This window comes from Streptomyces sp. NPDC058284 (genome assembly GCF_042881135.1).
In the GTDB taxonomy this organism is placed as follows: Bacteria; Actinomycetota; Actinomycetes; order Streptomycetales; family Streptomycetaceae; genus Streptomyces.
In genome coordinates this window covers 58,835-83,145 of the sequence record NZ_JBHVYE010000015.1, presented here as the reverse complement: position 1 = coordinate 83,145, position 24,311 = coordinate 58,835, and the positions used below count along the sequence as shown (strand labels likewise).

General features: G+C 71.4%; 25 protein-coding genes and 1 tRNA gene. 7 read left to right on the top strand and 19 right to left on the bottom strand.

The genetic code is table 11. From position 1 onward, the window contains the following. Positions 1–44 precede the first annotated feature (44 nt). Positions 45–1,325, top strand: coding sequence for a M6 family metalloprotease domain-containing protein (locus tag ACFVYR_RS21500; RefSeq protein ID WP_384253912.1), 1,281 nt, complete (start codon positions 45–47; stop codon positions 1,323–1,325). A 122-nt stretch (positions 1,326–1,447) separates the two neighbouring features. Here ACFVYR_RS21500 and ACFVYR_RS21495 read toward each other — a convergent pair. From ACFVYR_RS21495 to ACFVYR_RS21435, 13 genes are all read right to left on the bottom strand, one after another. Continuing rightward, positions 1,448–1,521 (bottom strand) — tRNA-Lys (locus tag ACFVYR_RS21495). Continuing rightward, on the bottom strand, positions 1,512–2,129 hold the full coding sequence (locus ACFVYR_RS21490) for a bifunctional DNA primase/polymerase (RefSeq protein WP_384253915.1): 618 nt from the start codon (positions 2,127–2,129) through the stop codon (positions 1,512–1,514). Before ACFVYR_RS21490 ends, ACFVYR_RS21495 begins: the two co-directional genes overlap by 10 nt. A 192-nt stretch (positions 2,130–2,321) precedes the next feature. Beyond that, entirely contained in the window at positions 2,322–2,672 is a 351-nt protein-coding gene (locus tag ACFVYR_RS21485; protein ID WP_384253918.1) for a hypothetical protein, read from the bottom strand. A gap of 210 nt (positions 2,673–2,882) precedes the next feature. Continuing rightward, a complete protein-coding gene (locus ACFVYR_RS21480; RefSeq protein WP_384253921.1) occupies positions 2,883–3,347 on the bottom strand; it encodes a L,D-transpeptidase in 465 nt (154 codons plus the stop codon). Positions 3,348–3,440: 93 nt separating this feature from the next. After that, positions 3,441–3,671: a DUF397 domain-containing protein gene (locus tag ACFVYR_RS21475; RefSeq protein WP_384253924.1), complete on the bottom strand. Its 231-nt coding sequence runs from the start codon at positions 3,669–3,671 to the stop codon at positions 3,441–3,443. A 37-nt stretch (positions 3,672–3,708) separates the two neighbouring features. Beyond that, the gene (locus ACFVYR_RS21470; protein ID WP_384253926.1) at positions 3,709–3,972 is read right to left on the bottom strand and encodes a hypothetical protein; all 264 of its coding nucleotides are present in this window, start codon (positions 3,970–3,972) and stop codon (positions 3,709–3,711) included. A gap of 83 nt (positions 3,973–4,055) precedes the next feature. Next, positions 4,056–4,886, bottom strand: a complete 831-nt coding sequence (locus ACFVYR_RS21465; RefSeq protein ID WP_384253928.1) for a helix-turn-helix domain-containing protein — start codon at positions 4,884–4,886, stop codon at positions 4,056–4,058. After that, the gene (locus ACFVYR_RS21460; protein WP_384253930.1) at positions 4,883–5,413 is read right to left on the bottom strand and encodes a DUF6879 family protein; all 531 of its coding nucleotides are present in this window, start codon (positions 5,411–5,413) and stop codon (positions 4,883–4,885) included. The genes ACFVYR_RS21465 and ACFVYR_RS21460 overlap by 4 nt, the downstream gene beginning before the upstream one ends. After that, the gene (locus tag ACFVYR_RS21455) at positions 5,397–5,603 is read right to left on the bottom strand and encodes a hypothetical protein (RefSeq protein ID WP_384253932.1); all 207 of its coding nucleotides are present in this window, start codon (positions 5,601–5,603) and stop codon (positions 5,397–5,399) included. Before ACFVYR_RS21455 ends, ACFVYR_RS21460 begins: the two co-directional genes overlap by 17 nt. Positions 5,604–5,830: 227 nt before the next feature. Then, positions 5,831–7,192, bottom strand: a complete 1,362-nt coding sequence (locus ACFVYR_RS21450) for an AAA domain-containing protein (protein ID WP_384253934.1) — start codon at positions 7,190–7,192, stop codon at positions 5,831–5,833. Beyond that, the gene (locus tag ACFVYR_RS21445) at positions 7,192–8,793 is read right to left on the bottom strand and encodes a hypothetical protein (RefSeq protein ID WP_384253937.1); all 1,602 of its coding nucleotides are present in this window, start codon (positions 8,791–8,793) and stop codon (positions 7,192–7,194) included. The genes ACFVYR_RS21450 and ACFVYR_RS21445 overlap by 1 nt, the downstream gene beginning before the upstream one ends. 115 nt (positions 8,794–8,908) lie before the next feature. Further along, the gene (locus tag ACFVYR_RS21440; protein WP_384254093.1) at positions 8,909–10,066 is read right to left on the bottom strand and encodes a hypothetical protein; all 1,158 of its coding nucleotides are present in this window, start codon (positions 10,064–10,066) and stop codon (positions 8,909–8,911) included. Next, positions 9,999–10,970, bottom strand: a complete 972-nt coding sequence (locus ACFVYR_RS21435; protein WP_384253939.1) for a phosphatase PAP2 family protein — start codon at positions 10,968–10,970, stop codon at positions 9,999–10,001. Before ACFVYR_RS21435 ends, ACFVYR_RS21440 begins: the two co-directional genes overlap by 68 nt. A gap of 265 nt (positions 10,971–11,235) precedes the next feature. Between ACFVYR_RS21435 and ACFVYR_RS21430 the strand changes: the two genes are divergently transcribed. Next, entirely contained in the window at positions 11,236–11,829 is a 594-nt protein-coding gene (locus ACFVYR_RS21430; RefSeq protein ID WP_384253941.1) for a histidine phosphatase family protein, read from the top strand. A 76-nt stretch (positions 11,830–11,905) separates the two neighbouring features. On the opposite strand, the gene ACFVYR_RS21425 is transcribed toward ACFVYR_RS21430, so the two are convergent. Continuing rightward, complete coding sequence (locus ACFVYR_RS21425) at positions 11,906–13,384, bottom strand: tetratricopeptide repeat protein (RefSeq protein ID WP_384253943.1); 1,479 nt, start codon at positions 13,382–13,384, stop codon at positions 11,906–11,908. 305 nt (positions 13,385–13,689) lie between these two features. Between ACFVYR_RS21425 and ACFVYR_RS21420 the strand changes: the two genes are divergently transcribed. Both ACFVYR_RS21420 and ACFVYR_RS21415 read left to right on the top strand, forming a co-directional pair. Then, positions 13,690–14,190: a hypothetical protein gene (locus ACFVYR_RS21420; RefSeq protein ID WP_384254096.1), complete on the top strand. Its 501-nt coding sequence runs from the start codon at positions 13,690–13,692 to the stop codon at positions 14,188–14,190. A 76-nt stretch (positions 14,191–14,266) separates the two neighbouring features. Continuing rightward, positions 14,267–15,127: a spermidine synthase gene (locus ACFVYR_RS21415; RefSeq protein ID WP_384253946.1), complete on the top strand. Its 861-nt coding sequence runs from the start codon at positions 14,267–14,269 to the stop codon at positions 15,125–15,127. A gap of 51 nt (positions 15,128–15,178) precedes the next feature. On the opposite strand, the gene ACFVYR_RS21410 is transcribed toward ACFVYR_RS21415, so the two are convergent. Beyond that, the gene (locus tag ACFVYR_RS21410; RefSeq protein WP_384253948.1) at positions 15,179–15,721 is read right to left on the bottom strand and encodes a hypothetical protein; all 543 of its coding nucleotides are present in this window, start codon (positions 15,719–15,721) and stop codon (positions 15,179–15,181) included. 122 nt (positions 15,722–15,843) lie between these two features. Between ACFVYR_RS21410 and ACFVYR_RS21405 the strand changes: the two genes are divergently transcribed. The 3 genes from ACFVYR_RS21405 to ACFVYR_RS21395 all read left to right on the top strand — a co-directional run bounded on the left by ACFVYR_RS21405 (position 15,844) and on the right by ACFVYR_RS21395 (position 19,265). Then, positions 15,844–16,548, top strand: coding sequence for a response regulator transcription factor (locus ACFVYR_RS21405; protein WP_384253950.1), 705 nt, complete (start codon positions 15,844–15,846; stop codon positions 16,546–16,548). Beyond that, positions 16,545–17,933, top strand: coding sequence for a sensor histidine kinase (locus tag ACFVYR_RS21400; RefSeq protein ID WP_384253952.1), 1,389 nt, complete (start codon positions 16,545–16,547; stop codon positions 17,931–17,933). Before ACFVYR_RS21405 ends, ACFVYR_RS21400 begins: the two co-directional genes overlap by 4 nt. A 267-nt stretch (positions 17,934–18,200) precedes the next feature. Beyond that, the gene (locus ACFVYR_RS21395) at positions 18,201–19,265 is read left to right on the top strand and encodes a chitinase (RefSeq protein ID WP_384253954.1); all 1,065 of its coding nucleotides are present in this window, start codon (positions 18,201–18,203) and stop codon (positions 19,263–19,265) included. Positions 19,266–19,367: 102 nt separating this feature from the next. Here ACFVYR_RS21395 and ACFVYR_RS21390 read toward each other — a convergent pair whose 3' ends face one another. The 4 genes from ACFVYR_RS21390 to ACFVYR_RS21375 all read right to left on the bottom strand — a co-directional run bounded on the left by ACFVYR_RS21390 (position 19,368) and on the right by ACFVYR_RS21375 (position 24,243). Further along, positions 19,368–20,843, bottom strand: coding sequence for a GH1 family beta-glucosidase (locus ACFVYR_RS21390; RefSeq protein ID WP_384253957.1), 1,476 nt, complete (start codon positions 20,841–20,843; stop codon positions 19,368–19,370). Between the two features lie 122 nt (positions 20,844–20,965). Further along, entirely contained in the window at positions 20,966–21,826 is an 861-nt protein-coding gene (locus tag ACFVYR_RS21385; RefSeq protein WP_384254098.1) for a carbohydrate ABC transporter permease, read from the bottom strand. A gap of 48 nt (positions 21,827–21,874) precedes the next feature. After that, positions 21,875–22,903: a carbohydrate ABC transporter permease gene (locus ACFVYR_RS21380; RefSeq protein WP_384253959.1), complete on the bottom strand. Its 1,029-nt coding sequence runs from the start codon at positions 22,901–22,903 to the stop codon at positions 21,875–21,877. A gap of 5 nt (positions 22,904–22,908) precedes the next feature. Further along, positions 22,909–24,243, bottom strand: a complete 1,335-nt coding sequence (locus tag ACFVYR_RS21375) for an extracellular solute-binding protein (protein WP_384253961.1) — start codon at positions 24,241–24,243, stop codon at positions 22,909–22,911. Positions 24,244–24,311: the final 68 nt, after the last annotated feature.

The following is a 24,311-nucleotide window of genomic DNA, read 5'->3' as shown; positions in this document are numbered from 1 at the left end:
GACCAACAGGGCAAACAGTAATAAATCATCACAAGGTGGGTGGGGTGTCCCGCATTCCGCACCCGGAGGTCGACGTGCCGCGTCAGCTCCCCCCTAGGGGACTCACCCGTGGAGGGGAGAATTCCCGTCTTCGCAGCGCCGCCGCCCTGCTCACCTCCCTGACCGCGCTGGCCGCCACCTCCCTGGTCGCCGGTCCCGCGAACGCCGACGCCACCGCGGGACCGTGCGCCCTGAGCCGCACCTCCGCGCACCACTCGGAGGGCCTCGACACCTGGAACACCGCCTACCCGCGCCCGGTCAGGACCCTGAACGCCGTCATGGTGTTCCTCTCCTTCCCGGACTCCCCGCCGCTGACCACCCCCGGGGAGCTCGCCGCCGACTACTTCCCGGCCACCGGCCAGTTCTTCGAACGCGCCTCGTACGGCAAGTTCAGACTGGCCCCGCATCCGCAGCGCGAGTGGGTCGAGATGCCGCAGGGCTCCCTGTCGTACGCCATACAGCGCGACTGGAACGCCAAGCGCCGCGCCGCCTATCTGCGCGACGCGGTGACGGCCGCCGACCCGCAGGTCGATTTCTCCCGGTACGACGTCATCTACTTCGTGGCCGACCCGGACGCGCCCGGCGTCGACTCGGACGCCACGAAGGTGGTGAACCTCGATCGGCCGATGCGGGCCGACGGCACGGACATCCGGCGCATCGTGACCGTCTTCGAGCGCCACCCGCCGGACCGCAACGTCCTGGCCCACGAGACGGGCCACGTCTTCGACCTGCCCGACCTGTACCACCGGCCGACCGACGGCAAGGGTGACTGGGACACCTACGTCGGCGACTGGGACGTCATGGGCAGCCAGTTCGGCCTCGCCCCCGACCTCTTCGGCTGGCACAAGTGGAAGCTCGGCTGGCTGGAGCGGCGGCAGGTGCGGTGCCTGGGCGCGGGGACCCGGCGGCTGACCCTGGACCCGCTGGCGGCGCCGCCGGTGCCCGGCGCCCTCGGCGGCACCCGGCTCGCCGTCGTCCGTACGGGCCGGGGCACAGCACTCGCCCTGGAGGCGCGCGGCGCCGTGGCCAACGACCGGGCGACGTGCACGGAGGGGATCCTCCTCTACCGGGTGCGGAGCGGGGCGGCGTCGGGCGGCGGCCCCGTCGAGGTGGTCGACGCCCACCCGGACTCGGAGTCCTGCTGGGGCGACTCGGTCTATCCGCAGCTGGCGGACGCCCCGGTGCGGGCGGGGGAGAGCTTCACGGTGCCCGGCGACGACGTACGCGTCGAGGTGGCGGGGCGGACGGCTTCCGGGGCCTGGACGGTGAAGGTGACGACGGGCTGATAGCCGGTCCAGGTGTCGGGCTGATAGCCGGTCCGAGCGTCGGGCTATGAGCCGGCCCCGTCGGCATCGGCCGGGCATACGCGAGAAGCCCCCCGCTTCCGCGAGGGGCTTCTCACCATCTGTGCGCCGCCAGGGACTCGAACCCCGGACCCGCTGATTAAGAGTCAGCTGCTCTAACCAACTGAGCTAGCGGCGCCTGCTGACGTCGTAGACCTTAGCACTCTGATCGCCGCGAGGAAAAATCGATATGCGGACCGCGGAGGAGGCCGCCGACCCGGCCGCCGACCTGGCCGCCCGTACACAGGCCCAGAGGATCACCTCGGGCCCCGGGAGCCACGGGTGGCGGGTGTCGGGGGCCACAAGCCACCGCGAACCGAGCCGGCCGCCGGGTGTGGCGCCCGGGGCGCCGGTGACGGCCGTGAGGGGCGGCACGGTGACCGCGTCCCCGGTGCCGTGACAGAGCACGGACGGGACGGCGGCGCCCCACTCCTCCCACTCCAGGAGGGCGGGCAGGCGCTGGGCGGTGCCGGGGGCGGTGAAGAGCAGGACGCGCCCGCGATGGGCGGCGACCGGCCCCGAACCCGGCCCCTCGCCCCATAACCGGTCGAGCATCCGCCGCCCGAAGACCGCGGGGACGCTCACCACGTCGAAGGCCGAGCCGCAGGGGAGTACGGCGGGGGCGGTGGGCTCGCTCCGCCAGAGGGCGAGGGCGCTGCGCGGGTACGTCTCCGCGGACGCGAGCCAGGCGGCCCCTTGGGCGGTGACGTCACAGGCGTCATGGGTGTGGAGGGGAGTACTGCTCATGCCAGGTACATGTACCGGTAGTGAGGGGTTCATCTCCGAGAGTTGCGGGAAATCGGGACAGCGGGGTGCGGAGAGGAGTACCTTGCCCCTCTGGCATATGCCAGCAGTTCCCTCACGATCCGGCCGCCCGGCCCTCGGCCCCCGGCCGCCTCGGCCCTCCGGGCCACCGGCGCCCCGCCCGCGCCCCCTCGGCTACCGCTTCTCGGCGCCGCCCCGCAGCAGGTCCCGCCCGAACTCGACCATCTTCTTCGCGTAGTCCTCGGTCCACTCGGCGCGCTCCGCGATCAGCGCGAGCGTCAGCCGGTCGAAACGGCGGGGGTCGGCGAGCTGCGCGGCCGCGATCGCCTGGAACTCGACGGACCGGTCCGCCGCGGCGCGGAACGCGTGGGCCAGCTCGGTCGCACGATCGAGGAGTTCGCGCGGGTCGTCCATCGACTCCAGGTCGAAGAAGTGCTCGGGATCACCGGTGGCTTCCGCCGGTTCGAAGAGCAGGGGCGCGGGTCGCATGCGCTGTTCGGTCCGGGGCCGCTCGGGCTCCGCCATGGTTGATCCTCCTCGTACGGGGGCGCGCCGTTCCTGCGGCGTCCGGCCGTCTCCCATTGTCCCCTGCCGCGCAAGTACGCGGTCGCGCTCTCAGGGGCGCCCCGGAGGGCGTTCCAGGGGCGCGGGGAACTCCGCGAGCAACCACGAACAGCCCGCAGCCCGACTCCATGGCCGCCACCGGTGGCGTGCCGGACTCCGTCCGGGGCGGGGCTATCGCGTCGGGCAGGGAAGTTCCGGCACGGCCCGATTCGGCGAGCAGCACACCAGGGCCAGGGACAGGAACGAGGGTCGTTCGAGGTAGCAGCCGTGCGACACGTCACCACCCCAACCGAGCCGTTCAGCGGCGGAGTGGACCAGTATCGCCAGCCGCGTACTGTCGCGGTCGGCTTCAGAATCGAACCGGGGCGCGTACTCGGTGAGCTGTTCCCCGAGCCATTGCGCGGCTTCCTTCGGTTCCTCCCACGTGCCGCGTACCCGCTTCCTGGGCTTGATGAGCCAGTACGCCGTTTCGAGCGGCGGAAGGCCCACGATGGGGAACTCCGCCTTCACTTCCTTGTACCGCTGGATCAGCTCCGGCTTGTCGGCCGGTGGTGGGTCAGGGTGCGGAGGCCGTCGCAGTGCCTCGTCATCGAACCGTTGCTTGGAGCCGGTCCACAGGTAGCCGTGGTGGTGCAACTGTCGTCCCGTTCAGTGCAGGAAGAAGAGGGGCGCCCGACCGGCCCTGTCTCTCGGGGGTGAGTCAGGGCCAGGGGGCGCCAGGGATGGCCGTCAGGCGGACAGGCCGAAGCGGGCCGGGTCGATACCGGCCGCGTGCAGTTCCTCGGTGGTGAAGCGCAACGGCTCCGCACCGGGCCGTTTGCTGTCGCCCAACGCCCACGCGTGGGGGCCGATCTTCGCCAGCGTGGCGCAGGCCTCGCCGTCGGGGTGTGTGTTGCCCCCGCACGCCTTGTGGAAAGTGGCGCCTTCGATAGGCAGGCTGTACAGGTCGGTTCCGGGCATGGGTATGCCTTCCTATGAGGTCAAAGACGAGACAGACTCAGAGCTGGTACTGATCCGACTTCGACACGTACACAACGCCAGGGGCAAGGGCCGTCGCCGACTCCCGAAAGAGCTCGTGCAGCATCGACCTGGAGTTGTCGCGCATCGCATTGGTCAGGTTGTCGGCCAGTAAGGACGCCTCGGACGGGAGCAGAATCATTTCCGTGTCTGCCATATGCCGACCGTTCTTCGTCAGCCACACAGGAACGCGAATTTTCCCATCAGCATCCCGGTATGCCGGACGGCTCGGGATCGGGTCCATCCGCCAACCCTGCGGGGCCCTCTGTCTCTGGTGCTTCGGTTCGGACGGCATGAGTACATCCTCGGACTGCCAGCGAGGGACCTCTAGCCTCTTTCCCGTTGTCTCAAGAAGTCATCTCGGAGCCCTGCAACGAAGGCCCGCATTTCCTCACCCACGAGAGCCGTGCTCTCGAAACCAACGAACTTACTCACGTACAGCTCGACGTCTCTGGCTTCGGTAGTGGTGATCTCGGCGTGAGGGATTTCGACAATGGCTAGGTTTGTATCGAAAAGAACGAACGAGGAGCCAGGTAAGTCAGTCATAGGTGCCGACAGGGGAAGTACCCCGATACCCACATTCGGTATTCTCGACATAGTGATGAGCTTGTCTAGCTGCGCTGCCAGCATCGAGGGGCGAACGATTCTCCACCTGAGTACGGACTCAGTGATCACGAACCGAAAGGTTCGGCCGGTGTCGTGCAGGACCTCTTGCCGGAGCAGACGTGCACCCATCATCTTCTCTAGGGCGCCTTGCGTGTAGCCGTGCCTGCTAAGGATGGCGCGGGCGTATTCGGGGGTCTGGAGTAGGCCAGGAATGCATGACGGCTGAAAGAGCCGCATGAGGGTCGTCTGAGCCTCTATCGCCCGGATCTCGTCCTGGTGCTTGTGGAGCCCGGTACGCCGCAGGATGCGCCACGCCGTCGCCTCCGTCGCCGCCTTACGGGCAGCTTCGGTAAGTCGGGCCTTGACCTCCTCCGAGACCTCCAAGGCCGTGAGGATGCGCTCCACGTCTATCAGACTCGGCGCAAGCGCTTCGTTCTCAATCTTGCTGAGCTTGCTTGGAGACATGACAGCGCTACGGGCGACCGCCTTAGCCTGCTTTCCGCTGGCTTCTCGCAGTTCCCGTAGCGCCCGACCGATATTGATGTTGTTCACGCTGGCTTGTGCTGCTCCCACCAGTCGCGGAACGGGATAGCGTTACTCAGGGCTGCGTCTCGGTACTCTATCCATTCCTGCGCCTGCTCCTCGGGGGCCAGTTCTGCGCTTAGAAATTCTCCGCCGTCGCCGTACTGCATAGTCACGACCGAGCGTTCATCGAAGGCCCAGAAGTCCGGCACACCTTCTAGAGGGTTCGGCTGTTCGGTGGTGTCGAGGATGAAGAACTCTTCCCCGGCTTCCTGGTTTCGGACGTAACCCCATCCGAGTTCGAACCGCAGGTAATCGCTCAAGGGGCGAGCCAGGATGTGCACGCGGTACATGCGCTTACCGGCTTGTGTGGCGTCCCGTACGGTCGTGACCCAACCGGCTGACTTGTACTCTTCCGGCTGCGGCTTACCGGCCAAGAATGCGTGGTAAGCGTTGACCCCGCCCGACTTGCTGTAGTCGTCCAGGGTCTCAAGCCGGAACGCTTCCCGCTGAAATTCCTTGAAGAGGTTCCCGAAGTCTTCAGGCGAGATGTTCACGGGCCACCCTCAAAAGCAGAGACATGGGGATACGCACGGCGGTTTCGTTGTTCGGTAGCTGCATGGTGGTGAGCGCTTCCTCGTCGTCCACCTTGAAGCCCTGCACTAAGACGTTCTCGGTGCCCTCTACCGCCCACACGGTCGGGCACGGCCCCTCGTCACATTCGCTTGCAAGCTGGTTGAGCTTCACTGGCTAACCCCCTGCGTAGGTCAGTGTCCTGTTCGATCCTCGCGACGCTGTGACAGCCGGGTCAAGGTGGCCCAGTTGAGAGAACAGGAAACTCGGGACGGTAGCCCACATACGGTCGTCACGAGGAAGGGAAGGAAGCTGCCTCGTCCGTGGGCGGTCTCATGACCAACGCATGACCAACAGCGGTCCGAACGCCGGACCGTGTACGGCGCAGGCCGCACCGTGTCTCAGGAACGCCAGCCCACCCGATGCTCCGACAACCGTGCCAGCACCGCATGGTTCGCTTCCCAGCCGTCCGGGAACTTCACCGTGACGCCCAGCTGGACCGGTTCCGTCGACGGGTGGTCGTCAAGCAGGGCGCTGACGCCCGCGCGGCAGACCACGATGCAGGCGTGCCGGTGGCGCGACGCCAGTACGCAGAGGCGGCCCGTCTCCAGGTGGAAGGCGGTCGCGTCGGGGCGGCCCGAGAGCGGGTGCAGGACGACCGTCACGTCGTACTCGCGGCCCTGGAGGCGGTTGGCCGTGTCCACCGTGACGTCCAGGACGCCAAGATCGGCGAGGGCCGCGCGGACCGCCGCCGCCTGGTCGCGGTGGGCGGTGCCGACCGCGATGCGGTCGGCGGTGAGAGGCGCGGGGTCGGGGCCGCGCTCCGACGTGGCGGCGCCCCCGCGGTCGAGGAGGCGGCGGACGACCTGGGCCAGCGCGTGGACCGCCTCGGGATCCGTGCGCGGCGTGTTACGCGCGGGCAGTTCGAGGAGCCCCCAGCCCGACTCCGCCGCCTCGTCGATCACCCGGTCCGGACCCGAACCGTCCGACGGCACCGCGAAGACCAGCGAACGGTCCCCGTGGCCCGTGCCGCTGCGGAAGGGCGTGTACGGGTAGAACGCGTCGGAGACGAGGGGCGCGGCCGAGGCGGGCAGCCGCCAGGAGACCGGGAGGCGGTGCTGCGGCAGTTCGGGATTGTGGGCGAGGAGTGTGGTCACGGCCGAGGCCGAGGGGTCGTACGACAGACCCGCCCACTGCTCCGCGCCGACGATCGAGAACGGATCCAGCTGCCCCGGATCGCCCACGAACAGCGCCCGCTCGAAGAGGCCCGCCACGGCGAGCAGCGCGTCCGAACGCATCTGGTACGCCTCGTCGACGATGGCGTGGCCCCACGGCGCGTCCAGCTGGTCGGCCTTGACGTGCGCCCACTTCGCGGCCGTCGAGATGACGACGTCCAGACCCGTGAGATCCCCCGCCTTCGTCGACTTGCGTACGTTCGCCAGGTCGTCGAGCGCCTTGTCGTACGGGTCGGGGTCGCTGCTGTGCAGACGGCCGACCGGAAGCTCGGGGTCCTTCTCGGCGAGGCGCAGGACCAGGTCGTCGACCTGCGCGTTCGTCTGCGCGATGATCATCAATGGGCGCCCGGCCGCAGCCAGTTCACGGGCCGCGCGGACCACGAGTGTCGACTTTCCCGCGCCGGGCGGGGAGTCCACCACGACGCCGCGGTGCGTGCCGTGCAGCGTGTCGTGGAGGATCGCCTCCGTGGCGCGCGCGGCGTCGGCGCCGGGGTCACAGGCGCCGCCCGCGGGCGGGGCGAGCTGCATCACAGGATGTCCTCCGCGGTGACGGGGTCGGGGCTCTGCGCGCGGGCCGGGTCCGTGGTGTCGGCGGGCGGTCCGCCGTGCGTCCAGGGGGTGGCCTCCGGATCAGGCAGTTTGGGGCCGCCGCGCTGCTCGTGCTCGAAGAGGGTCCAGCAGATCCGGTCGCCCTTCTCGGGCACGGACCCCTGATCGGGCTCCTTGCCGCGACCCATCTTGTCGGTGAGGCGCAGCACGACGGCACCCTCCCCTTCGTACGCCACGAACTCCGCGGTCTGCGGCTTGCCCTGGAGCGAGCGGTACACCTTCGTGCGCTCGCCGAGGTGCGGCCGGTCGTCCGTGCGGACGGTGACGAGGGGACGCGGGCGCGGGCTCTTGGCCTCGCTGTACGCCATGACGACCTCCGTCACCTCACCGGCGAAGGCCTCGCCCGCGAGGCGGCGGCCCGCCATCACCAGGGGATCGTCGAGGGCTTCCTGGGCGTCCAGGCGCGCCTGTTCGCGCTCGCGGGTCGCCAGCTTGTTGGCCGCGGTGACCGCGTCGTCGACGCGCGGCTGCGGCGGCTCGCCCGCCGTCACGCGGTCGCGGTGCCCGGTGAACGACCAGCGGTCGCGGGTCCACCGCTCGGCGGCGCGCGGGGCCTCGGGGAGCGTGCACAGGGCGTCGAGACCGCGCCATACCGCGTCCCAGGTGGGACGCGTCCTGCTCTCGATGAGGGCGTGGATCTCCCGCTCGGCGGCGGTCAGCGCGGCCAGCCGCCGGTCGGCCTCGACGCCGTCCTCCGCGGCGGCCAGGGCGGTGCGCGCGCGGTCGTAGCGCTCCATGGCCGGGGCGAGCAGGTCGTTGTCGAACGCCGGGTCGGTGGCCGGTCCCGCGGGTGGGCACAGCAGCTGGCCGTTCCGGTCGCGGGCCAGTTCGGCACGGAGCGCGGCCTCGGCGCCCGAGGTGCCCTCCGGGGCCTCGATCCAGGCGAGCAGGGCGCCCAGATGCTGGTCCTCCAGGCTGGACTGGCCGGTCGCCCAGTGCCGGGAGAGCAGCTCGGTCATGGCGACGAGCAGCGACGAACCGGGGACGCGGGCGCGCTCCCCGAAATGCGTCAGCCAGCGGCCGAGGAGGGGGACGCGGGGCGGCGCAGGGTAGGGCGCCTCGGGGTCCTGCTCGGCGGTGCGGCGAAAGCGCATGGAGCGGCCGAGGAGCCGTACGAACTCGATGCCGGCCCGGCTCGGGACGATCAGCTGCGGGGCGTCCGCGCAGAGCTCGACCTCGACCTTGACGCGTTTGCCGGTCTCCGGGTCGGTCTCGTTCCGCTCGGCGGCCTCGACGTCCTGCGCGAAACTGTCGACGTACGGCAGGACGACCTCGGCGAGCTGCGCGAGGAACGCGAAGCGCAGGTCGCGGTCGCGGGGCTGCGGGACGGTCAGGAGACGGGGCGAGGTCCGCTCGGTCCCGACGAGCGCGCCGAGCGGCGCACCCGTCTCGCCCGCGGTGGTGAGCGGCACGAGGACGAGGGGCCGCTGCGAGATGTGCCGGTGCCGGACAGTGGCCCGCGGCTGGGCCCGCCCGGTACTGACCGCCTCAAGGCGGGCGAGAGTGTCGATCAGCGACATGGGCAGCCCCTTGCGGAGAACGGGTGGATGGGTGGGGAGAACCCGCCGCAGAGCGGGGCAGGCAGCCGCCCCACAACGGAAGCCCCACCCGGAAAGACGCCCACAAGAGCCGGCCTCAGCAAGAGCCACCCCCCAAGGCGCCCCCGCCGGACACCGCGGCACGGCGCAGCCCCGCCGCCCGGCGCAACGCCGCGACCGCCGGGTCCGCCGGATCCCCCGCCGTCCCCGCGGCCGCCGCGAGAACCTCGCCGATGGTGCTCAGGCCGCCGAGCTCACCGCGGATCGAGCGCCCCAGGGCTGTCACGTCGCCCCGCGCGCGGGCCCGGTCCCGGCAGTGGAAGGCCAGCTCGCAGGCGGCCAGGCACTCGGGCGCGTACGTCGCGGGGACCGACTCGACCGCCGCGGCCAGCTCGTCGGCCGGGCGCCGCACGTCGAACGTGGTGCCTTCGGGGAGCTCCGCCGCGATGTCCTCGACCCGGGTCAGCCGCTCCAGCTGGCGACGGGTGACCGACAGCTGCTTGCGTACGTCGATCGCGGACGCGGCCGGCAGGTTGGAGAAGTCCTTGGGGCAGACGAGGAGGACGTGGTGCCGGACGTGGGGCGCCGGGTCCATGCGCCCGGCCACCCGCTCCAGCGCCAGTGCGTACACCGCGGCCTGGCGCGCGGCCGCGCCGACCTTCGCGGCGTCCGCCGAGCCGTCGATCATCGGGAAGGACTTGATCTCGACGACCGTCCAGGTGCCGTCCGGGTGGACGACCACCGCGTCCGGTTCGAGGAAGGCGGGCGTCCCGGCGACGTCCAGGGCCAGCATGGGGTGGTCGAGAAGCGTCCAGCCGCCGGACCCGGTGGCCTCCCGCAGCGCGAGCGCGGTGCGCGCGGCGCGGCCCTCGGGGCCCGCGGCGGACAGATCGGGCACGGAGGATTCGCCGGGCACGGGCTCGGGTCCGCCGCCCAGCCGGCCGTGGGTCAGCCGCAGCAGCTCCGCGCCGCCGTCGGCCTTGACCCGCGCCTCGAAGGCATTGCCCCGGATGAACGCGAACTGCGACTGGCCGAAGCCGGAGGGCGAGCCGAGCGACTGCGCGAGCGCCGTCTTGTCCACGCCCGCGCCGTCGAGCAGCGCGCGCCGTCTGCACCCCGGGTTGGCCGCGAGCGCGGCCAGGGCCCGGGCGTCCAGCGGTCGCGCGGGGAGATCCGCGCCGCGCAGCTCAGTGAGCCGGTGCCGGAGCGCCGTCCGCCGCTTCGGCCGGTCGGCCTGCCTCGGCCGGGCGGGCACTCGGCTCGGCGCCGGCGGCGGCACTCTGCTTGCGCTGTCGGGGAATTCGCTCACCTGCCGAAGTCTGGCACCCGGCACTGACAATTGAGGGCTCTGTGGTGGACGAGGTCGCGGAGGAGGACAGGAAACGCGCCCTGAGCCGGTTCGTCACCGGGTCCGTGAGCTGCCGCACGGGGCGTACGAGCAGGAGTCCGACACCCATCACGGCGACGCCCGCGAGCGCGTCGAAGAAGTAGTGGTTGGCGGTGCCCATCACCACGATCGTCGTGATGAGCGGGTAGGCGACCGCGGCCACCTTGGTCAGCGGCGAGCGCCCGCAGCGCCACAGCATCACACCGCACCACAGCGCCCACCCGACGTGCAGGCTCGGCATGGCCGCGTACTGGTTCGTCATCCCGCCGAGGCCGCGGGGCGCGCTCGCCTCGCCGCCCCACCAGCCGAAGTCGCTGTACTGCGCCATGGTGTCGACGAATCCGTGGCCCCCGCTCAGCAGCCGGGGCGGGCAGGTCGGCAGGAGCGTGAAGCCGATCAGGCCGATCATGGTGGAGATCATCAGCCACGCGCGTGCCGCGCGGTAGCGGACCGCGTGGCTGCGGAACAGCCAGATCAGGACGGCCGGCGTGACCAGGTAGTGCAGCGACGCGTACCAGAAGTCCGCGGGGACGCCGATCCAGGCGTTGGCCGTGAAGAGACGGTTCAGCGGGCTCTCCGCGTTGAGCCGCAGGAACTGCTCGACCCGGAGGATTCCCACCCCGTGGTCGACCGCGCTGGCGACGTCGCCACGGACGACCAGCCGTCCGGCCGAGTACGCGGCGTACACCAGCACGAGCAGTGGCAGCTCGGTCCACCAGCGAAGCCGGTGCCCGGTTGTGCCCGTCGTGGCCGGCACGTCGGTCTTCGGCATCCGGTCGGTCCCCCATCATCTCTGTTCATGCGGCGTATGCCGCGGCCTCACTTTACGGCGTACGCACAGGCCGTCGAGGCGTCCCCCGGCCGACTAAGACGCAGAGATCGGCACAGGGGTTGCCAAGGAGGGCGGTCGGTCGAATCCTGCCGCGTTCCGGGTGGGTGATGATGGAGGGAACAGGCGCCGACTGTCTGTAAAAAGCATCAAAAGTCCCGTCGGCCTGTGCGGCGGACGGGCGCGCGTACGACTTGGAGAGATCCCCATGGCACCCCGCATCCTGCTGGCCCGGCACGGACAGACGGAATGGTCACTGTCCGGGAAGCACACCGGCAGGACCGACATCCCCCTCCTGAAGGAGGGGCGCCGCGGTGCCGAACTCCTGGGCGAGCGGCTGCACCGCGCGCCCTACGACGGCCTCCCGGACGTCGAGGTGCGCACGAGCCCGCTCTCCCGCGCGCGGGAGACGTGCGAGATCGCCGGCTTCGGTGACCGCGCCACCGCCTGGGACGCGCTCATGGAGTTCGACTACGGCGCGTACGACGGCATGACCCCCGCGGACATCCAGGCGGTCCGCCCCGGCTGGTTCATCTGGCGCGACGGCGTTCCCGACGGCGAGACGCTGGAGCAGGTCGCCGCGCGCGCGGATGAGGTCGTCGACTGGGCCAGGAGCGCCGACCGCGATGTGCTGGTCTTCGCGCACGGCCACATCCTGCGGGTCATCGGCGCCCGCTGGCTGGGCCTCGGCATCGAGTTCGCGGCCCGCGTCCGCCTCAACCCGACATCCCTCTCGACTCTCGGCTGGGCCTACGGAGAGCCCGCCATCGAGTCGTGGAACGAGACGGGCCACCTGGCTTGACCCGACCCCCCTGCACGCACCGCTGATACCGCTGATACCGCTGATACCGCTGATACCGCTGATACCGCTGATACCGCTACGTCCGCGCGGTGCGCAGGCGCGCGTGCTTCTCCAGGAAGTCGCTCACCTCGGCGTTGTCGCGGTGCGGCAGGAGCACCCGCGCCGTCGTGGCCAGCATCGACTGGATGCGCGAGGACTGCACCTCGCCGAGGAGCGCGAGGACCTCGAGCCCCGCCGTCGCGGCCTCGTCGGGACGGCCCGCGCGGGCCAGGTCGTCGGCGAGCTCGGCGGTGTAGAGGGCGATGTTCCGGGTGAACTGAGGGGTCTGCGAGGAGGCGGTGGCCGCCGCGAGCCGGGCGTGCCCCGCGGCCCGCGCCCACTCGCCGAGCGCCGACCAGCACTGCGCCTCGAGGCCCGCGAGCTCGGCCGGGCCGTAGAAGGTCATCCACTCCGGGTCGTCGTCGCAGGCCCCCCGGTCGAAGAGGCCGTGGGCGCGGATGAGTGCCTGCTCGCAGCCCGAGCGGTCGCCGAGCCCGGCCCACCCCCCGGCCTCCCGCAGCGCGAGGAGCGAGAGCAGCCGGTGCGAGCCGAGCCGGCGGGCGGCGCGGGTCGCCGCCTGCGCGGCCCGCACCGCCTCCCGGGGGCGGCCCGCGTCCCGCGCGAGGAAGGCCGTGTTGCAGAAGGCGTGCGCCTCCAGGGCGTCGTCCCCGCAGACCCGGGCCGTAGCGAGGGCCTCGGCGTAGTGCGAGCGGGCGTCGTCGAAGCGGCCCGAGTCGTGCGCCAGCCAGCCGACGGAGATGGCCAGTTCACCGGCGCCCGCGTGCAGCCGGTCCGAGGTGGACTGGCGGGTGGTGGTCCCGGCGTCGAGCAGGGTGTAGGCGGTGCGCAGGGGCGCCGCCGCGCGCCGGTAGAGGCCGTCGGCGCCGTGCCGGTCGTCGAGCAGCCTGATCTTGCGGACGGCCGCCTCGACCGCGCCGGCCTCGGCGTCGCCGACCTTGCGCCCGCGCAGCGCGGCCGCCTCCGCCGGGCCGCCCAGCGTGAGCCCGATGGGCCCGAGGGCCGCGACCACGGTGGCCGTCGAGCCGGTCATGAATGCGCGACGCTGCACGTCGCTCTCCTCGTGGGTCTGGACCGCGTACGGATCACAGGCGTGAGGGTCGGACCCGGACGGATGGGACTCGTACGGATGAATCGTGGTCGGTGGTCGGTTCGTTGTGCCGGTCCCGATGGTGCCGTTGAGCGCGGGCGCGTCGGGTTCGGCGTGCACGTGCCTTCCGCGCACCAGGGCGCGAGGGGCGAATCCGAGGTCCGTCAGCGTCCTGCCCGGGAACATGTGCAGGAACACGCGTTCGTAGGCGTAGTTGGGGCAACGGATCTCGCCCGCCTCCACGCGTCCGACGTAACGCGCGTCGCAGCTGACCCGCTCGCCGATCTCGCGGGCGGAGCGCCGCACCGCCGCGGCGAACTCGCCCGGCGAGCGCCGGCCGCGGAGCTGGCGGAAGACGAGGTTCGGTCGTGGGGACTGAGTTGACGATGCCATCGGTGAGGACGCCATGGCCGGACCCTCTCGTGCGGACCGTGCCGGAGTGTGCCCACGCTCGCGCACCGGGTTCCGCGCCCGCGCACTGGACCTCGCGGCGCTGCCCCTGTTCCGGCAGAGCACGAAGGTACCGGCTGTGACGGGCCCGACACACAGTGTTTGGCTACAAACCGGATATCTCACACCTCATCCGCCATGAACTGCCATCCTTTGCGGCGGCGCGCCGCAGTGCCTGTTGACGCCGAATCGCGTTGAACCACGAAGAGCGGGAGTCAGGCGGTCCCGCACTCGCGAGGAGGATCCCCTTGTTGGAGATCGGCATGGAGAACAGCGACTCCCGTACGAAGAACGGCGTGCCACCGGCCTCCCTGACGACAGCCCGGCACCGGCCATCCCAGGACCGCAGCGCCCCGCCGGGCCCGGTGCCCCGCGAAGAGGAGGGCTGCGACCTCGTCACGGTCCCGGCCAGGCAGGGGCTCGAAGCGGTCGACATCCTGCGCCGCGGCGCGGGCGACACCGTCGGCCCCGTGCTGCACGACGGGGGCTGCGACACCCTCGGCTTCCTGGTGCCGCCCGGCACCGCCGACGGCTGGGACCTGCCGGGCAGCGCCTGCACCCAGACCTTCGGGCGCGGCCTGAGTGTCCATGCCGAGCCGGAGCCGGGCCCCGACGGCCCCGTCGTCCCCGAGCCGCCGGTCGCGGGCACCGGCTGGCTGCTGCCCCCGGACGGTGAGAGCGACCCCGTGACCGACCCGGCCGTCCTGCGGGCCGCGCTCGGCCAGGCCGCCCGCACCATCGAGGCCGCCGACAACTGCCGCTGACCGGGAAACCGCCGCCGACCTGCGCCCCCGCACCACCCCGCGGGCCGCCCCGCCCCCGTACGCCGATAATGGCCGGATGGCAAGGAACAAGCGGTCCCGGGAAGCACGGGAGGCCGTCGTCGAGGATGTGGACGGCGGGCTCGCCGAACTCATGCCGGACCGGGACAGGCCCCGCGCCTGGACGCTGCTCGTGGACGGCGCCCCGCAGTCCCACGTCGACCTCGACGACCCCGCGTACCTCGACTTCGAGTACCAGCGCAGGATCGGCCACATCGCCGACCTCGCCGCCCCGCCCGGCAAACCGGTCCACGCCCTGCACCTCGGCGGCGGCGCCTTCACCCTCGCCCGCTACATAGCCGCGACCCGCCCCCGCTCCACCCAGCAGATCGTCGAGCGCGACACCGCCCTCATCCAGCTCGTCCGCCGCGAACTGCCCCTGGACCCCCAGAGCCGCATACGCGTGCGCGGCACCGACGCCCGCGATGGCCTCGCCAAGATCGCCGACGGCTGGGCCGACCTCGTCATAGCCGACGTCTTCAGCGGGGCACGCACCCCCGCGCACCTCACGAGCACCGAATTCCTCACCGACGTACGCAGGGTCCTCAAGCCCGGCGGGTACTACGCCGCCAACCTCGCCGACGGCCCGCCCCTGGCCCACCTGCGCGGCCAGATAGCCACCGCGGCCGCGCTCTTCCCCGAACTCGCGCTCGCCGCCGACCCGGCCGTGCTGCGCGGCAAGCGCTTCGGCAACGCCGTACTGCTCTGCTCCGACCGCCCGCTGCCCGTCGCCGAGCTGACCCGGCGCTGCGCGGGCGACCCGCACCCCGGCAGGGTCGAACACGGCCGCGGGCTCAAGGACTTCAGCGGCGGAGCGACGGCCGTCTCGGACGCCGGCGCGGTCGCCTCACCGGCGCCGCCCCCCTCGGTCTTCCGCTGACGGCGGCGCGGTCCGGTCCCTTGGGGACCGCACTGCCCGACTCCCGCCCGCTCAGTACTTGTTGATCTCCACACGCGGCGCCGTGTCGTGCCAGGTGCAGAAGACCGAGACCCGGGCCGCGCCCCCGGTGAACTCCACCCGGACCCACTTGTCCTGCTTCCACGTCTGCACCGACCAGCCCGTCGCCGGGGTCGCCGAGACCAGCGTCGCGGAGTCCCTGCCGAGGTCGAGGACGACCCGGCCGCCGTCGGTGTTGTAGCTCTTCACCGTGCCCGTACTGGAGGTCGTGGGCGGCGGCGACGGCTTGTCGGCGTGCGTTCCGGACGGGTCGGGCGAAAGCGGCGCCTTCGACGCCTTGTGGGGCTTCGGGGACTTTGGGGGCTTCGAGGGCTTCTCGGTCGGCGTGGACACGGGGCGGTGCGTCGAGGAGGCCAGCGGATCCGCGCGACCGCCGTCGTCGCCCGCCAGCGGCAGGGCGCGCGGCGGGTCGTACGCGGTGCCCGCCATCACCGTGTGGACGCCCCACCAGGACAGCGTGACCGCCGCGCCCGTGGCGAGCGACCAGGCGATTGTGTGTACGAGTCCTCTGCGCATCGCGGGCCATACTGCACCACGCCTCGCGCAGCTGTCCCGCGGGACGGCCGGGCCCCGCGCTTCCCGGTGGGGGAGCGTCCCGGAGAGGACCGCGTTCCTCCGTATGGCGTACGGTGCCGCCCATGGCAAGTGTGCTCGTCGTCGAGGATGACCAGTTCGTACGCTCCGCCCTCATCCGGCATCTGACCGAGGCGTCGCACACCGTGCGCAGCGTCGGCACCGCCCTGGAGGCGCTGCGGGAGGTCGCGCATTACCGCTTCGACGTGGTGATCCTGGACCTCGGACTGCCCGACCTCGACGGGTCGGAGGCGCTGAAGATGCTGCGCGGCATCACGGACGTCCCCGTGATCATCGCGACCGCGCGGGACGACGAGACGGAGATCGTCCGGCTCCTGAACGACGGCGCCGACGACTACCTCACCAAGCCGTTCTCCGTGGAGCACCTCTCCGCGCGGATGGCGGCCGTGCTGCGCCGCGTGCGCGTCCCGGCCGGCGAGGGGCCGCCGAACGACGTCCTCCAGGTCGGCGGCCTCACCATCGACCCGCTGCGGCGCCAGGCCGATCTTGACGGGGCCCGGCTCGACCTGACCCGGCGCGAGTTCGACCTGCTCGCCTTCCTCGCCGGGCGGCCCGGCGTCGTCGTGCCGCGCAAGGAACTGCTCGCCGAGGTCTGGCAGCAGAGCTACGGCGACGACCAGACCATCGACGTACACCTGTCGTGGCTGCGGCGGAAGCTGGGCGAGACGGCCGCCCGCCCGCGCTACCTCCACACCCTGCGCGGCGTCGGCGTGAAGCTGGAGCCGCCGCTGCCGGAGCCACCACTGTGAGATGGGCCCTCGTCAAGGTCTGCCTGGCCGTCACGACGATGGTCGTGGTGGCCTTCGCGGTGCCGCTCGGCCTCGTCGTCAAGGAGATGGCCAGGGACCGGGCCATCTCGAACGCGGAGCGGCACGCCGCGGGAATGGGCCCCACGCTCTCCATCACCACCGACCGCGGCGAGCTCAACCGGGCCGTCGCCTCCTCCGAGGCGGGCGGCGAAGGGCGGATGGCCGTGTACGTACCGGCCATCGGCGGCGCCCCCGCCTTCGAGGTCGGCGACCCGCGGGCCGAGGCGCGCGCCGTGGAGGCCACCCGCAAGGAGGGCAGGGCGAGGACCACCGGGGTGCCCGGCGGGTTCGTGGTCCTCCAGCCGACCGCGCTCAGTTCGGGCACGGCCGTCGTGGAGATCTACGTGCCCGAGGCCGAGGTCAGCAACGGCGTGGCCACGGCGTGGCTGGTGCTCGCGGGGGTGGGCATCGCACTCGTCATCGGCTCCGTGGCGGTCGCGGACCGGCTCGGCGTACGCATGGTCCAGCCCGCCAGGCGTCTGGTGGGCGCCGCGCACGACCTCGGCGAGGGCAAGCTGGGGGCGCGGGTGCCGGAGGAGGGGCCGACCGAACTGCGCCTCGCCGCCGTCGCGTTCAACTCGATGGCCGACCAGGTCGTCCAGCTCCTCGCCAACGAGCGGGAACTGGCGGCCGACCTCTCCCACCGGCTGCGTACGCCGCTGACCGTGCTGCGCCTCAACACGGCTTCGCTCGGCGACGGGCCCGCGGCCGAACAGACCCGCACGGCGGTCGAGACGCTGGAGCGCGAGGTCGACACGATCATCCGCACCGCGCGGGACGCCAAGCCGCAGACGGCCATGGCGGGAGCCGGAACGGGCTGCGACGCGGCCGAGGTGATCCGGGAGCGGATGGCCTTCTGGTCGGCGCTCGCCGAGGACGAGGGGCGCGAGGTCCGGGTCGCGGGCGTCGACCGGCCGGTCCGGATACCGGTGGCCCGCCCCGAACTGGTGGCCGCGCTCGACGCGTTGCTCGGCAACGTCTTCCGGCACACGGGCGAAGGCACCGCCTTCTCGGTGGACCTCCACAGCGGCGAGGACGCGGTGATCGTCCTCGTCTCCGACGCGGGCGGCGGCATCGCCGACCCCGAGGCCGCGCTGGCCCGGGGCGCGGGATCCGGTGAGGCCGGGTCCACCGGCCTCGGCCTCGACATCGTGCGCCGCCTCGCCGAGTCGACGGGCGGCGACGTGCGGATCGGCAGCTCGGTACTGGGCGGCACGGAGGTCCGCATCTGGATCCAGCTGGACGCGCGCCGTCCGGGGGAGGCCCGCCGGGGCCACCGGGGCGCCGCGGTACGCCGCCGCAGGCGCGCGCCCAGTACGGGCTGAAGGCCCTTCACGGTCCGCCGCGCCGGCGCCGGGCCGGCAGGGGGGCGGAGACAGGGACGGAGACAGGTACGGAGACGGGCACGGAGACGGGCACGCGGACCGCACGTGAGGCAGGCGCTGGCGGCCCCGATCTTTAATCGACCCCCATCCCTCCCTTAAGCGCACCCTAAGATCCCCAACGCCCGCCCCGCATGGCCGTTTTGTCGCTCCGCGCCGGGCTAGCGTGCTGCCGCACCCCCACCCCCGTACAGCTAAGGCAGGCACGCGATGAGCAGCACGCACCGGCGCACGGTCAGCACCCGTTCCAAGGTCGTGGGAGGGCTTGTCGCCGCGGCACTCGTCGGCGGCGGCGCCTTCCTCTTCTCCGGGACGGCCCTCGCGACCAAGGCCCCGGCCGAGAAGGCCCACGCCGCGGCCGGGGCCGCGCGGGCCCCGAAGGCCGCCGCCCGGTTCGCGCCCTTCGTCGACACCTCCCTCACCCCGGCCTACGACCTGCTCGGCACGGCGGCGAAGACCGGCGTCAAGGAGTTCAACCTGGCGTTCATCACCTCCGGCGGCGGCTGCGCGCCGCTGTGGGGCGGCACCACCGCTCTCGGTGACGACAAGGTGGCCGCGCAGATCGGCGCCCTGCGTGCCAAGGGCGGCGACGTCCGCGTCTCCTTCGGCGGCCAGGCCGGCTCCGAGCTGGGTCTGAAGTGCGACGGCGCGGACGCGCTGGCCACGGCGTACGGCAAGGTCATCGACGCCTACAAGCTGACCAAGGTCGACTTCGACATCGAGGGCGCCGCCCTGCCGGACACCGCCGCGAACACCCGGAGGGCCAAGGCGATCGCCAAGCTGCAGAAGCGGCACCCCGGCCTGAACGTCTCCTTCACGCTGCCGGTGATGCCCGAGGGCCTGACCGGGCCCGGCGTCGACCTGCTGGCCGACGCCAGGAAGAACGGCGTACGGATCGGCGCGGTGAACGTCATGGCCATGGATTACGGCGCCTCCTACAGCGGCGACATGGGCACGTACGCCGTGCGGGCCGCCACCGCCACGCAGAAGCAGGTCAAGACCGCGCTCGGGCTCTCCGACGCGGCCGCCTGGAAGACCGTCGCCGTCACCCCGATGATCGGCGTCAACGACGTCGCGACCGAGGTGTTCAAGGTCGACGACGCCGCCCAGCTGGTGAAGTTCGCCAAGGCCAAGGGGCTCGGGTGGCTGTCGATGTGGTCCTCGACCCGCGACAAGGCCTGCGCGGGCGGCGCGTCCGGATCCGCGCAGCCGACGTGCTCGTCGGTCCAGCAGTCGCCGCTGGCCTACACGAAGGCGTTCGCGGCGTACAAGTAGGGAAGCCACCACCCCGAGGCGCCCCGGCCGGACTCCCCCCACCCGGCCGGGGCACCGCCATGCCAGTCCATGCCAGTCCATGTCAGTCCAGATCAATCCATGTCAGTCCAGGTCGGGGCCCTGCGGCAGTTCCCCGGCCGCGACCACCTTCGCGTACCAGTGGGCACTGGACTTCGGGGTGCGGGCCTGCGTCCCGTAGTCGACGTAGACCGCGCCGAACCGCTTGCTGTAGCCGTACGCCCACTCGAAGTTGTCGAGCAGCGACCAGAGGTAGTAGCCGCGCACGTCCGCGCCCTCCGCGATGGCGTCGTGCACCGCGGCGAGGTGGCCGTGCAGGTAGCGGATGCGGTCGGGATCGTGGACCTGGCCGCCCGCGCCAGGCTCGTCGTCGTAGGCCGCGCCGTTCTCCGTCACGTAGAGCGGAACCCCGGGGGCCTGAGCGGTGTACTCAAGGAGAAGGTCCTTCAGACCGGTCGGATCCACCGGCCAGTCCATGGCGGTGAGGTCACCGGGCGCCCGGTGGAAGGAGACGTGCTCGTCGGCGCCCGGCCAGGGGGAGTGGTTGCTGGCGCCGTGCCCGTCGGGGCGCGGCCCGGCGGTGCCGTCGGCGGGGGCTGCCGACACGACAGCGGGGGTGTAGTAGTTGATGCCGAGGAAATCGAGCGGGTGGTGGGCGGTGCGCAGGTCGTCGTCCCCGACGAAGGACCAGTCCGTGACGCTCGAGGTGTCCGCCAGCAGATCGTCGTCGTACGTACCGCGCAGCATGGGCCCGGTGAAGACGCGGTTGGCCAGCGCGTCGATCCGGCGCCGGGCATCCTCGTCGGCGGCCGACCCGGTGAGCGGGCGCACCGCGCTCGGGTTGAGGCTGACGCCGATCCGGGCGCGGCCCGGCAGCCCGTCGCGCAGCGCCTGGGCGCCCAGGCCGTGCGCGAGGTTGAGGTGGTGAGCCGCGCGCAGGGCGGCGGCGGGGTCGGTGCGGCCCGGGGCGTGCACCCCCGAGCCGTAGCCGAGGAAGGCGCTGCACCACGGCTCGTTGAGCGTCGACCACATCTCCACGCGGTCCCCGAGCGCACCGGCGACGATCCCGGCGTACTCCGCGAAGCGGTAGGCGGTGTCCCGCTCGGGCCAGCCGCCTCCCGCCGTCGAACCGCTGGGGAAGGCGTCCTCCAACTCCTGCGGGAGGTCCCAGTGGTAGAGGGTCACCATCGGCTGGATGCCGTGCGCGAGCAGCTCGTCGACGAGCGCGCGGTAGAAGTCGAGGCCGCGCTGCACGGCGGGCCCGCGCCCGGTGGGCTGCACCCGCGACCAGGAGACCGAGAAGCGGTACGCGGACAGCCCCAGGTCCGCCATGAGACGCACGTCGTCGCGCCACCGGTGGTAGTGGTCGACGGCGACGTCACCCGTGTCACCGCCGAGTACTTTGCCCGGCGTATGGCTGAACGTGTCCCAGATGGAGGGCGTGCGCCCATCCTCCCGCACCGCCCCCTCGATCTGGTACGCGGCGGTCGCGGCGCCCCACAGGAAGCCGGGCGGAAAGGTCGGGTTGGCGGAGGCCGGATTGACGGAGGTCAGAGACATAGGAGCGCTCCCATGGGTGTTACGGAAAGGGGGTGACGCACGGAAGGGGGAGTTGTCGTACGGGAAGGGGGAGTTGTCGTACGGAGAGGGGGAGTTGACGAATCAGTCGTACGGGCGGGGGCTCAGCCCTTGACCGCGCCCTGCATGATCCCGCCCACGATCTGCTTGCCGAACAGCACGAACGCGAGCAGCAGCGGCAGCGTGCCGAGCAGCGCGCCCGCCATGATCACGGACTGGTCGGGGATGGCCCCGCGGCCGAGCCCGGCGAGCGCCACCTGGACGGTCGGCTCGCCCTCCTGGGTCAGGGCGATGATCGGCCAGAAGAAGTCGTTCCACGCCATGACGAAGGTGAGCATGGCGAGGACCGCCATCGCGGGGCGCGCGGCAGGGAAGACCACGTGCCAGATCACGCGCCAGCTGCTCGCCCCGTCCACCCTGGCCGCCTCGATCACCTCGGTGGGCAGCGCCTCCGAGAGGTACTGCCGCATGAAGAACACCCCGAAGGCGCTGACCAGGGTCGGCAGGATGACGGACTGCAGCTGGTCGGTCCAGCCGAGGTCCGCCACCACCATGAAGAGCGGGACGACGCTGAGCTGGGGCGGCACCATCATCGTGCCGATCACGAGCAGCATCAGGAGGCCACGGAAGCGGAAGCGGAGTTTGGCGAAGGCGAAGCCCGCCAGGGTCGAGAAGAGCACGGTGCCGACGGTGATGGAGCCGGCCACGACCAGGGTGTTGAGGAGGGCCGTGCCCATGTTGGCGTCGGTCCAGGCGATCTCCAGGTTCTTGAACAGATTGCCGCCGAACCAGAAGGGAGGAGGGGTCTCGGCGAGCCGGGTGTTGTTGCGCGAGGCCGCGATCGCGGTCCACACCAGCGGGAAGAGCGAGCCGATGGTGAAGAGGATCAGTACGGCGTAGGTCACCCGGCCGCCGTGCAGCTGGCGTCCGGCGCCCCGCCTGCCGGTGCGTTTCGTGTCCTTCACGGCCCGGGTGCCGGGCCTCGTGGGCGAAGTGGTGGTCACGTCATCCCCTCACGCGCTCTTGCGGATCCGGCGGCTGATGGCCCAGTTGAGGAGACCGATCAGCACGAGAATCAGGAACATCGTCCAGGCGATCGCCGAGGACCGGCCCAGGTGCTGGTTGAACCAGCCCTGCTCGTAGAGGTAGAGGCCAAGGGTCTGGAACTGGTGGTCGGAGCCGCCGGTGGGGCTCGCGCCCTGGCTGAACAGCAGCGGCTCACCGAAGAGCTGGGTCGCCCCGATCGTCGAGACGACACAGGTGAACAGGATCGTCGGCCGCAACGAAGGGATCGTGACGTGCCGGAACTGCTGCCAGCGGCTCGCGCCGTCGAGCGCCGCCGACTCGTACAGGTCGTGCGGGATGGCCTGCATCGCCGCCAGGTAGATGAGCGCGTTGTAGCCCGTCCACCGCCAGATCACGATGGAGGAGACGGCGAACTGCGCGGACCAGTCGCCGTTCTGCCAGTCGACGGCGTCGACGCCGATCAGGCCGAGCCCCCAGTTGATGAGCCCGTGATCCGTCCTGCTGAACATCAGCACGAAGACCAGCGTCGCCGCGGCCACCGACGTGGCGTACGGGGTGAGGATCGCGACCCGGAAGAACATCGAGCCGCGCAGCCGGTAGTTGAGGAGGTGGGCCAGGCCCAGCGCCATCATCAGCTGCGGCACGGTCGAGAGGAGCCCGATGGTGAAGGTGTTGCCCAGCGCGTTCCAGAAGAACTCGTCGTCCCAGAGCCGGGTGAAGTTGCGCAGCCCCACCCACTCCATGTCGGTGGGCGTGCCGAGCTCCACGCGGTGCAGCGAGGCCCACCCCGTGTAGAGGAGCGGGAAGAGGCCGAAGGCGATGAAGAAGAGGAAGAAGGGGGCGATGTACGCATAGGGACTCCACTTGACGTCCCAGCGGTAGCGGCGGCTGCGCCGTGCCCGGCGGCGCTCGTCGGCGGGGTCCGCGGACCGGGTGCGCTCGACCGTGGTTTCGGTGCGGGGGGCCGCGCCCTCCTCCCCGTGGGAGGGCGCGGCGGTGCCGGCGTCACTCGTCATCCCGGTCACTGGTCCAAAGCGTTGTCGATCGTCTTCACGGCCTTGTTCCAGGCCTCGTCGGGAGAGGTTCCCTTCTGGTCGACGCCGAGCATCCCCGTGTCGGCCAGGTACTGGGAGATGATCCCGTCCTTGGGGCCGATGGGCTGGACCGGCACGCCCTTGGCGGCGCGGGAGAAGATCCGGCCCACGGGGGCGTTGCCGAAGTAGGGGTTCTTGGCGTCCTTGACCTCGGGCAGGGCGTACGCGGCGTCGGCGCTCGGGAAGCTGGCCCGCTCGTCGAAGAGGGTGGCGAGCTGCTTGGGCTCGGTCAGCCAGGCGGCGAGCTTGGCGGCCTCCTCCTTGTTCTTGCCCGCCTCGGGCACGGTCAGGAAGGAGCCGCCCCAGTTGCCGGGCCTGGGCGAGGGGGCGACGTCCCACTTGTCCTCGCCCTTGTCGCCCGCCTTGTCCTTGATGTAGCCGAGCATCCAGGGCGGGCAGGTGAGGGTGGCGAAGGAGCCGTTGGAGATGGCCTGGTCCCAACTGGGCTGGAACTGCTGGAGCTTGGCGGTCAGGCCCGCCTCGGCGAACTGGGCCGCGAGGTCCCAGCCGCGCTTGACCTCGGCGCTGTCCTTGTAGACCAGCTCGCCGCTCTTGTCGTAGAACTTCTCCTTGCCCGAAGCGTGCACGGCGGCCATCACGCCGGTCGCGCCGTCCACGAAGGAGGTGCCCTTGGGGGCCTTGGCCTGGTAGCGCTTGCCCGCCGCGAGGTACTTGTCCCAGTCACCGGCCCAGAGCTTGCCGACCTCCTCGCGGTCGGTGGGCAGGCCGGCCTTCTCGAAGAGGTCCTTGCGGTAGCAGATGCCGGTCGGACCGATGTCGGTACCGAGTGCGATCGTCTTGCCGTCCTCGGTGGTGCCCTGCTGCCACTTCCAGTCGAGGAAATCGTCTCTGTCGACGCCGCCGGTCTTGCCGAGGTCCATCAGCTTGCCGGAGTGGGTGGTGGTCAGCTCGGCGATGTTGCCGACCTCGACGGCCTGGATGTCGGAGAGGCCGCTGCCGCTGCTGAGGTGGGTGAGCAGGGCGGGCCAGTAGTTCTCGTTGCGCTGCACGGAGTTCTGCTTGATGGCGATGTCCGGGTGGAGCTTCTCGTACTCCTTGTAAAGACCGGCCTCCTGCAAGCCGAAGGCTCCGAAGACGCCGATCGTGAGCGTCGTCTTGCCCTTGCCGCCTCCTCCACCGCCGCCCGAGGAGCCTCCCGGCTCGTCGCCGTCGTCGGCACAGCCGGCCAGCAGGCCGGCGGCGAGAGCGGTGACGGCCGCGAGGACGGTCACCTTGCGATACGTAGAAGTCCTGTGGCGCATTACGTCCTCCTCATGCCCGGACGTGCCGACCGCCCTCGGTCAACCAGAGGTGACAGGCCGCGAGTTGG

Coding starts and splice junctions, on each gene's coding strand:
- ACFVYR_RS21430 (WP_384253941.1), top strand. CDS start 11,236: ATGGCACCCCGCATCCTGCTGGCCCGGCACGGACAGACGGAATGGTCA.
- ACFVYR_RS21435 (WP_384253939.1), bottom strand. CDS start 10,970: ATGCCGAAGACCGACGTGCCGGCCACGACGGGCACAACCGGGCACCGG.
- ACFVYR_RS21415 (WP_384253946.1), top strand. CDS start 14,267: ATGGCAAGGAACAAGCGGTCCCGGGAAGCACGGGAGGCCGTCGTCGAG.
- ACFVYR_RS21470 (WP_384253926.1), bottom strand. CDS start 3,972: ATGGACCCGATCCCGAGCCGTCCGGCATACCGGGATGCTGATGGGAAA.
- ACFVYR_RS21420 (WP_384254096.1), top strand. CDS start 13,690: ATGGAGAACAGCGACTCCCGTACGAAGAACGGCGTGCCACCGGCCTCC.
- ACFVYR_RS21490 (WP_384253915.1), bottom strand. CDS start 2,129: ATGAGCAGTACTCCCCTCCACACCCATGACGCCTGTGACGTCACCGCC.
- ACFVYR_RS21405 (WP_384253950.1), top strand. CDS start 15,844: ATGGCAAGTGTGCTCGTCGTCGAGGATGACCAGTTCGTACGCTCCGCC.
- ACFVYR_RS21410 (WP_384253948.1), bottom strand. CDS start 15,721: ATGCGCAGAGGACTCGTACACACAATCGCCTGGTCGCTCGCCACGGGC.
- ACFVYR_RS21380 (WP_384253959.1), bottom strand. CDS start 22,903: ATGACGAGTGACGCCGGCACCGCCGCGCCCTCCCACGGGGAGGAGGGC.
- ACFVYR_RS21445 (WP_384253937.1), bottom strand. CDS start 8,793: ATGTCGCTGATCGACACTCTCGCCCGCCTTGAGGCGGTCAGTACCGGG.
- ACFVYR_RS21390 (WP_384253957.1), bottom strand. CDS start 20,843: ATGTCTCTGACCTCCGTCAATCCGGCCTCCGCCAACCCGACCTTTCCG.
- ACFVYR_RS21395 (WP_384253954.1), top strand. CDS start 18,201: ATGAGCAGCACGCACCGGCGCACGGTCAGCACCCGTTCCAAGGTCGTG.
- ACFVYR_RS21475 (WP_384253924.1), bottom strand. CDS start 3,671: ATGCCCGGAACCGACCTGTACAGCCTGCCTATCGAAGGCGCCACTTTC.
- ACFVYR_RS21485 (WP_384253918.1), bottom strand. CDS start 2,672: ATGGCGGAGCCCGAGCGGCCCCGGACCGAACAGCGCATGCGACCCGCG.
- ACFVYR_RS21375 (WP_384253961.1), bottom strand. CDS start 24,243: ATGCGCCACAGGACTTCTACGTATCGCAAGGTGACCGTCCTCGCGGCC.
- ACFVYR_RS21450 (WP_384253934.1), bottom strand. CDS start 7,192: ATGCAGCTCGCCCCGCCCGCGGGCGGCGCCTGTGACCCCGGCGCCGAC.
- ACFVYR_RS21425 (WP_384253943.1), bottom strand. CDS start 13,384: ATGGCGTCCTCACCGATGGCATCGTCAACTCAGTCCCCACGACCGAAC.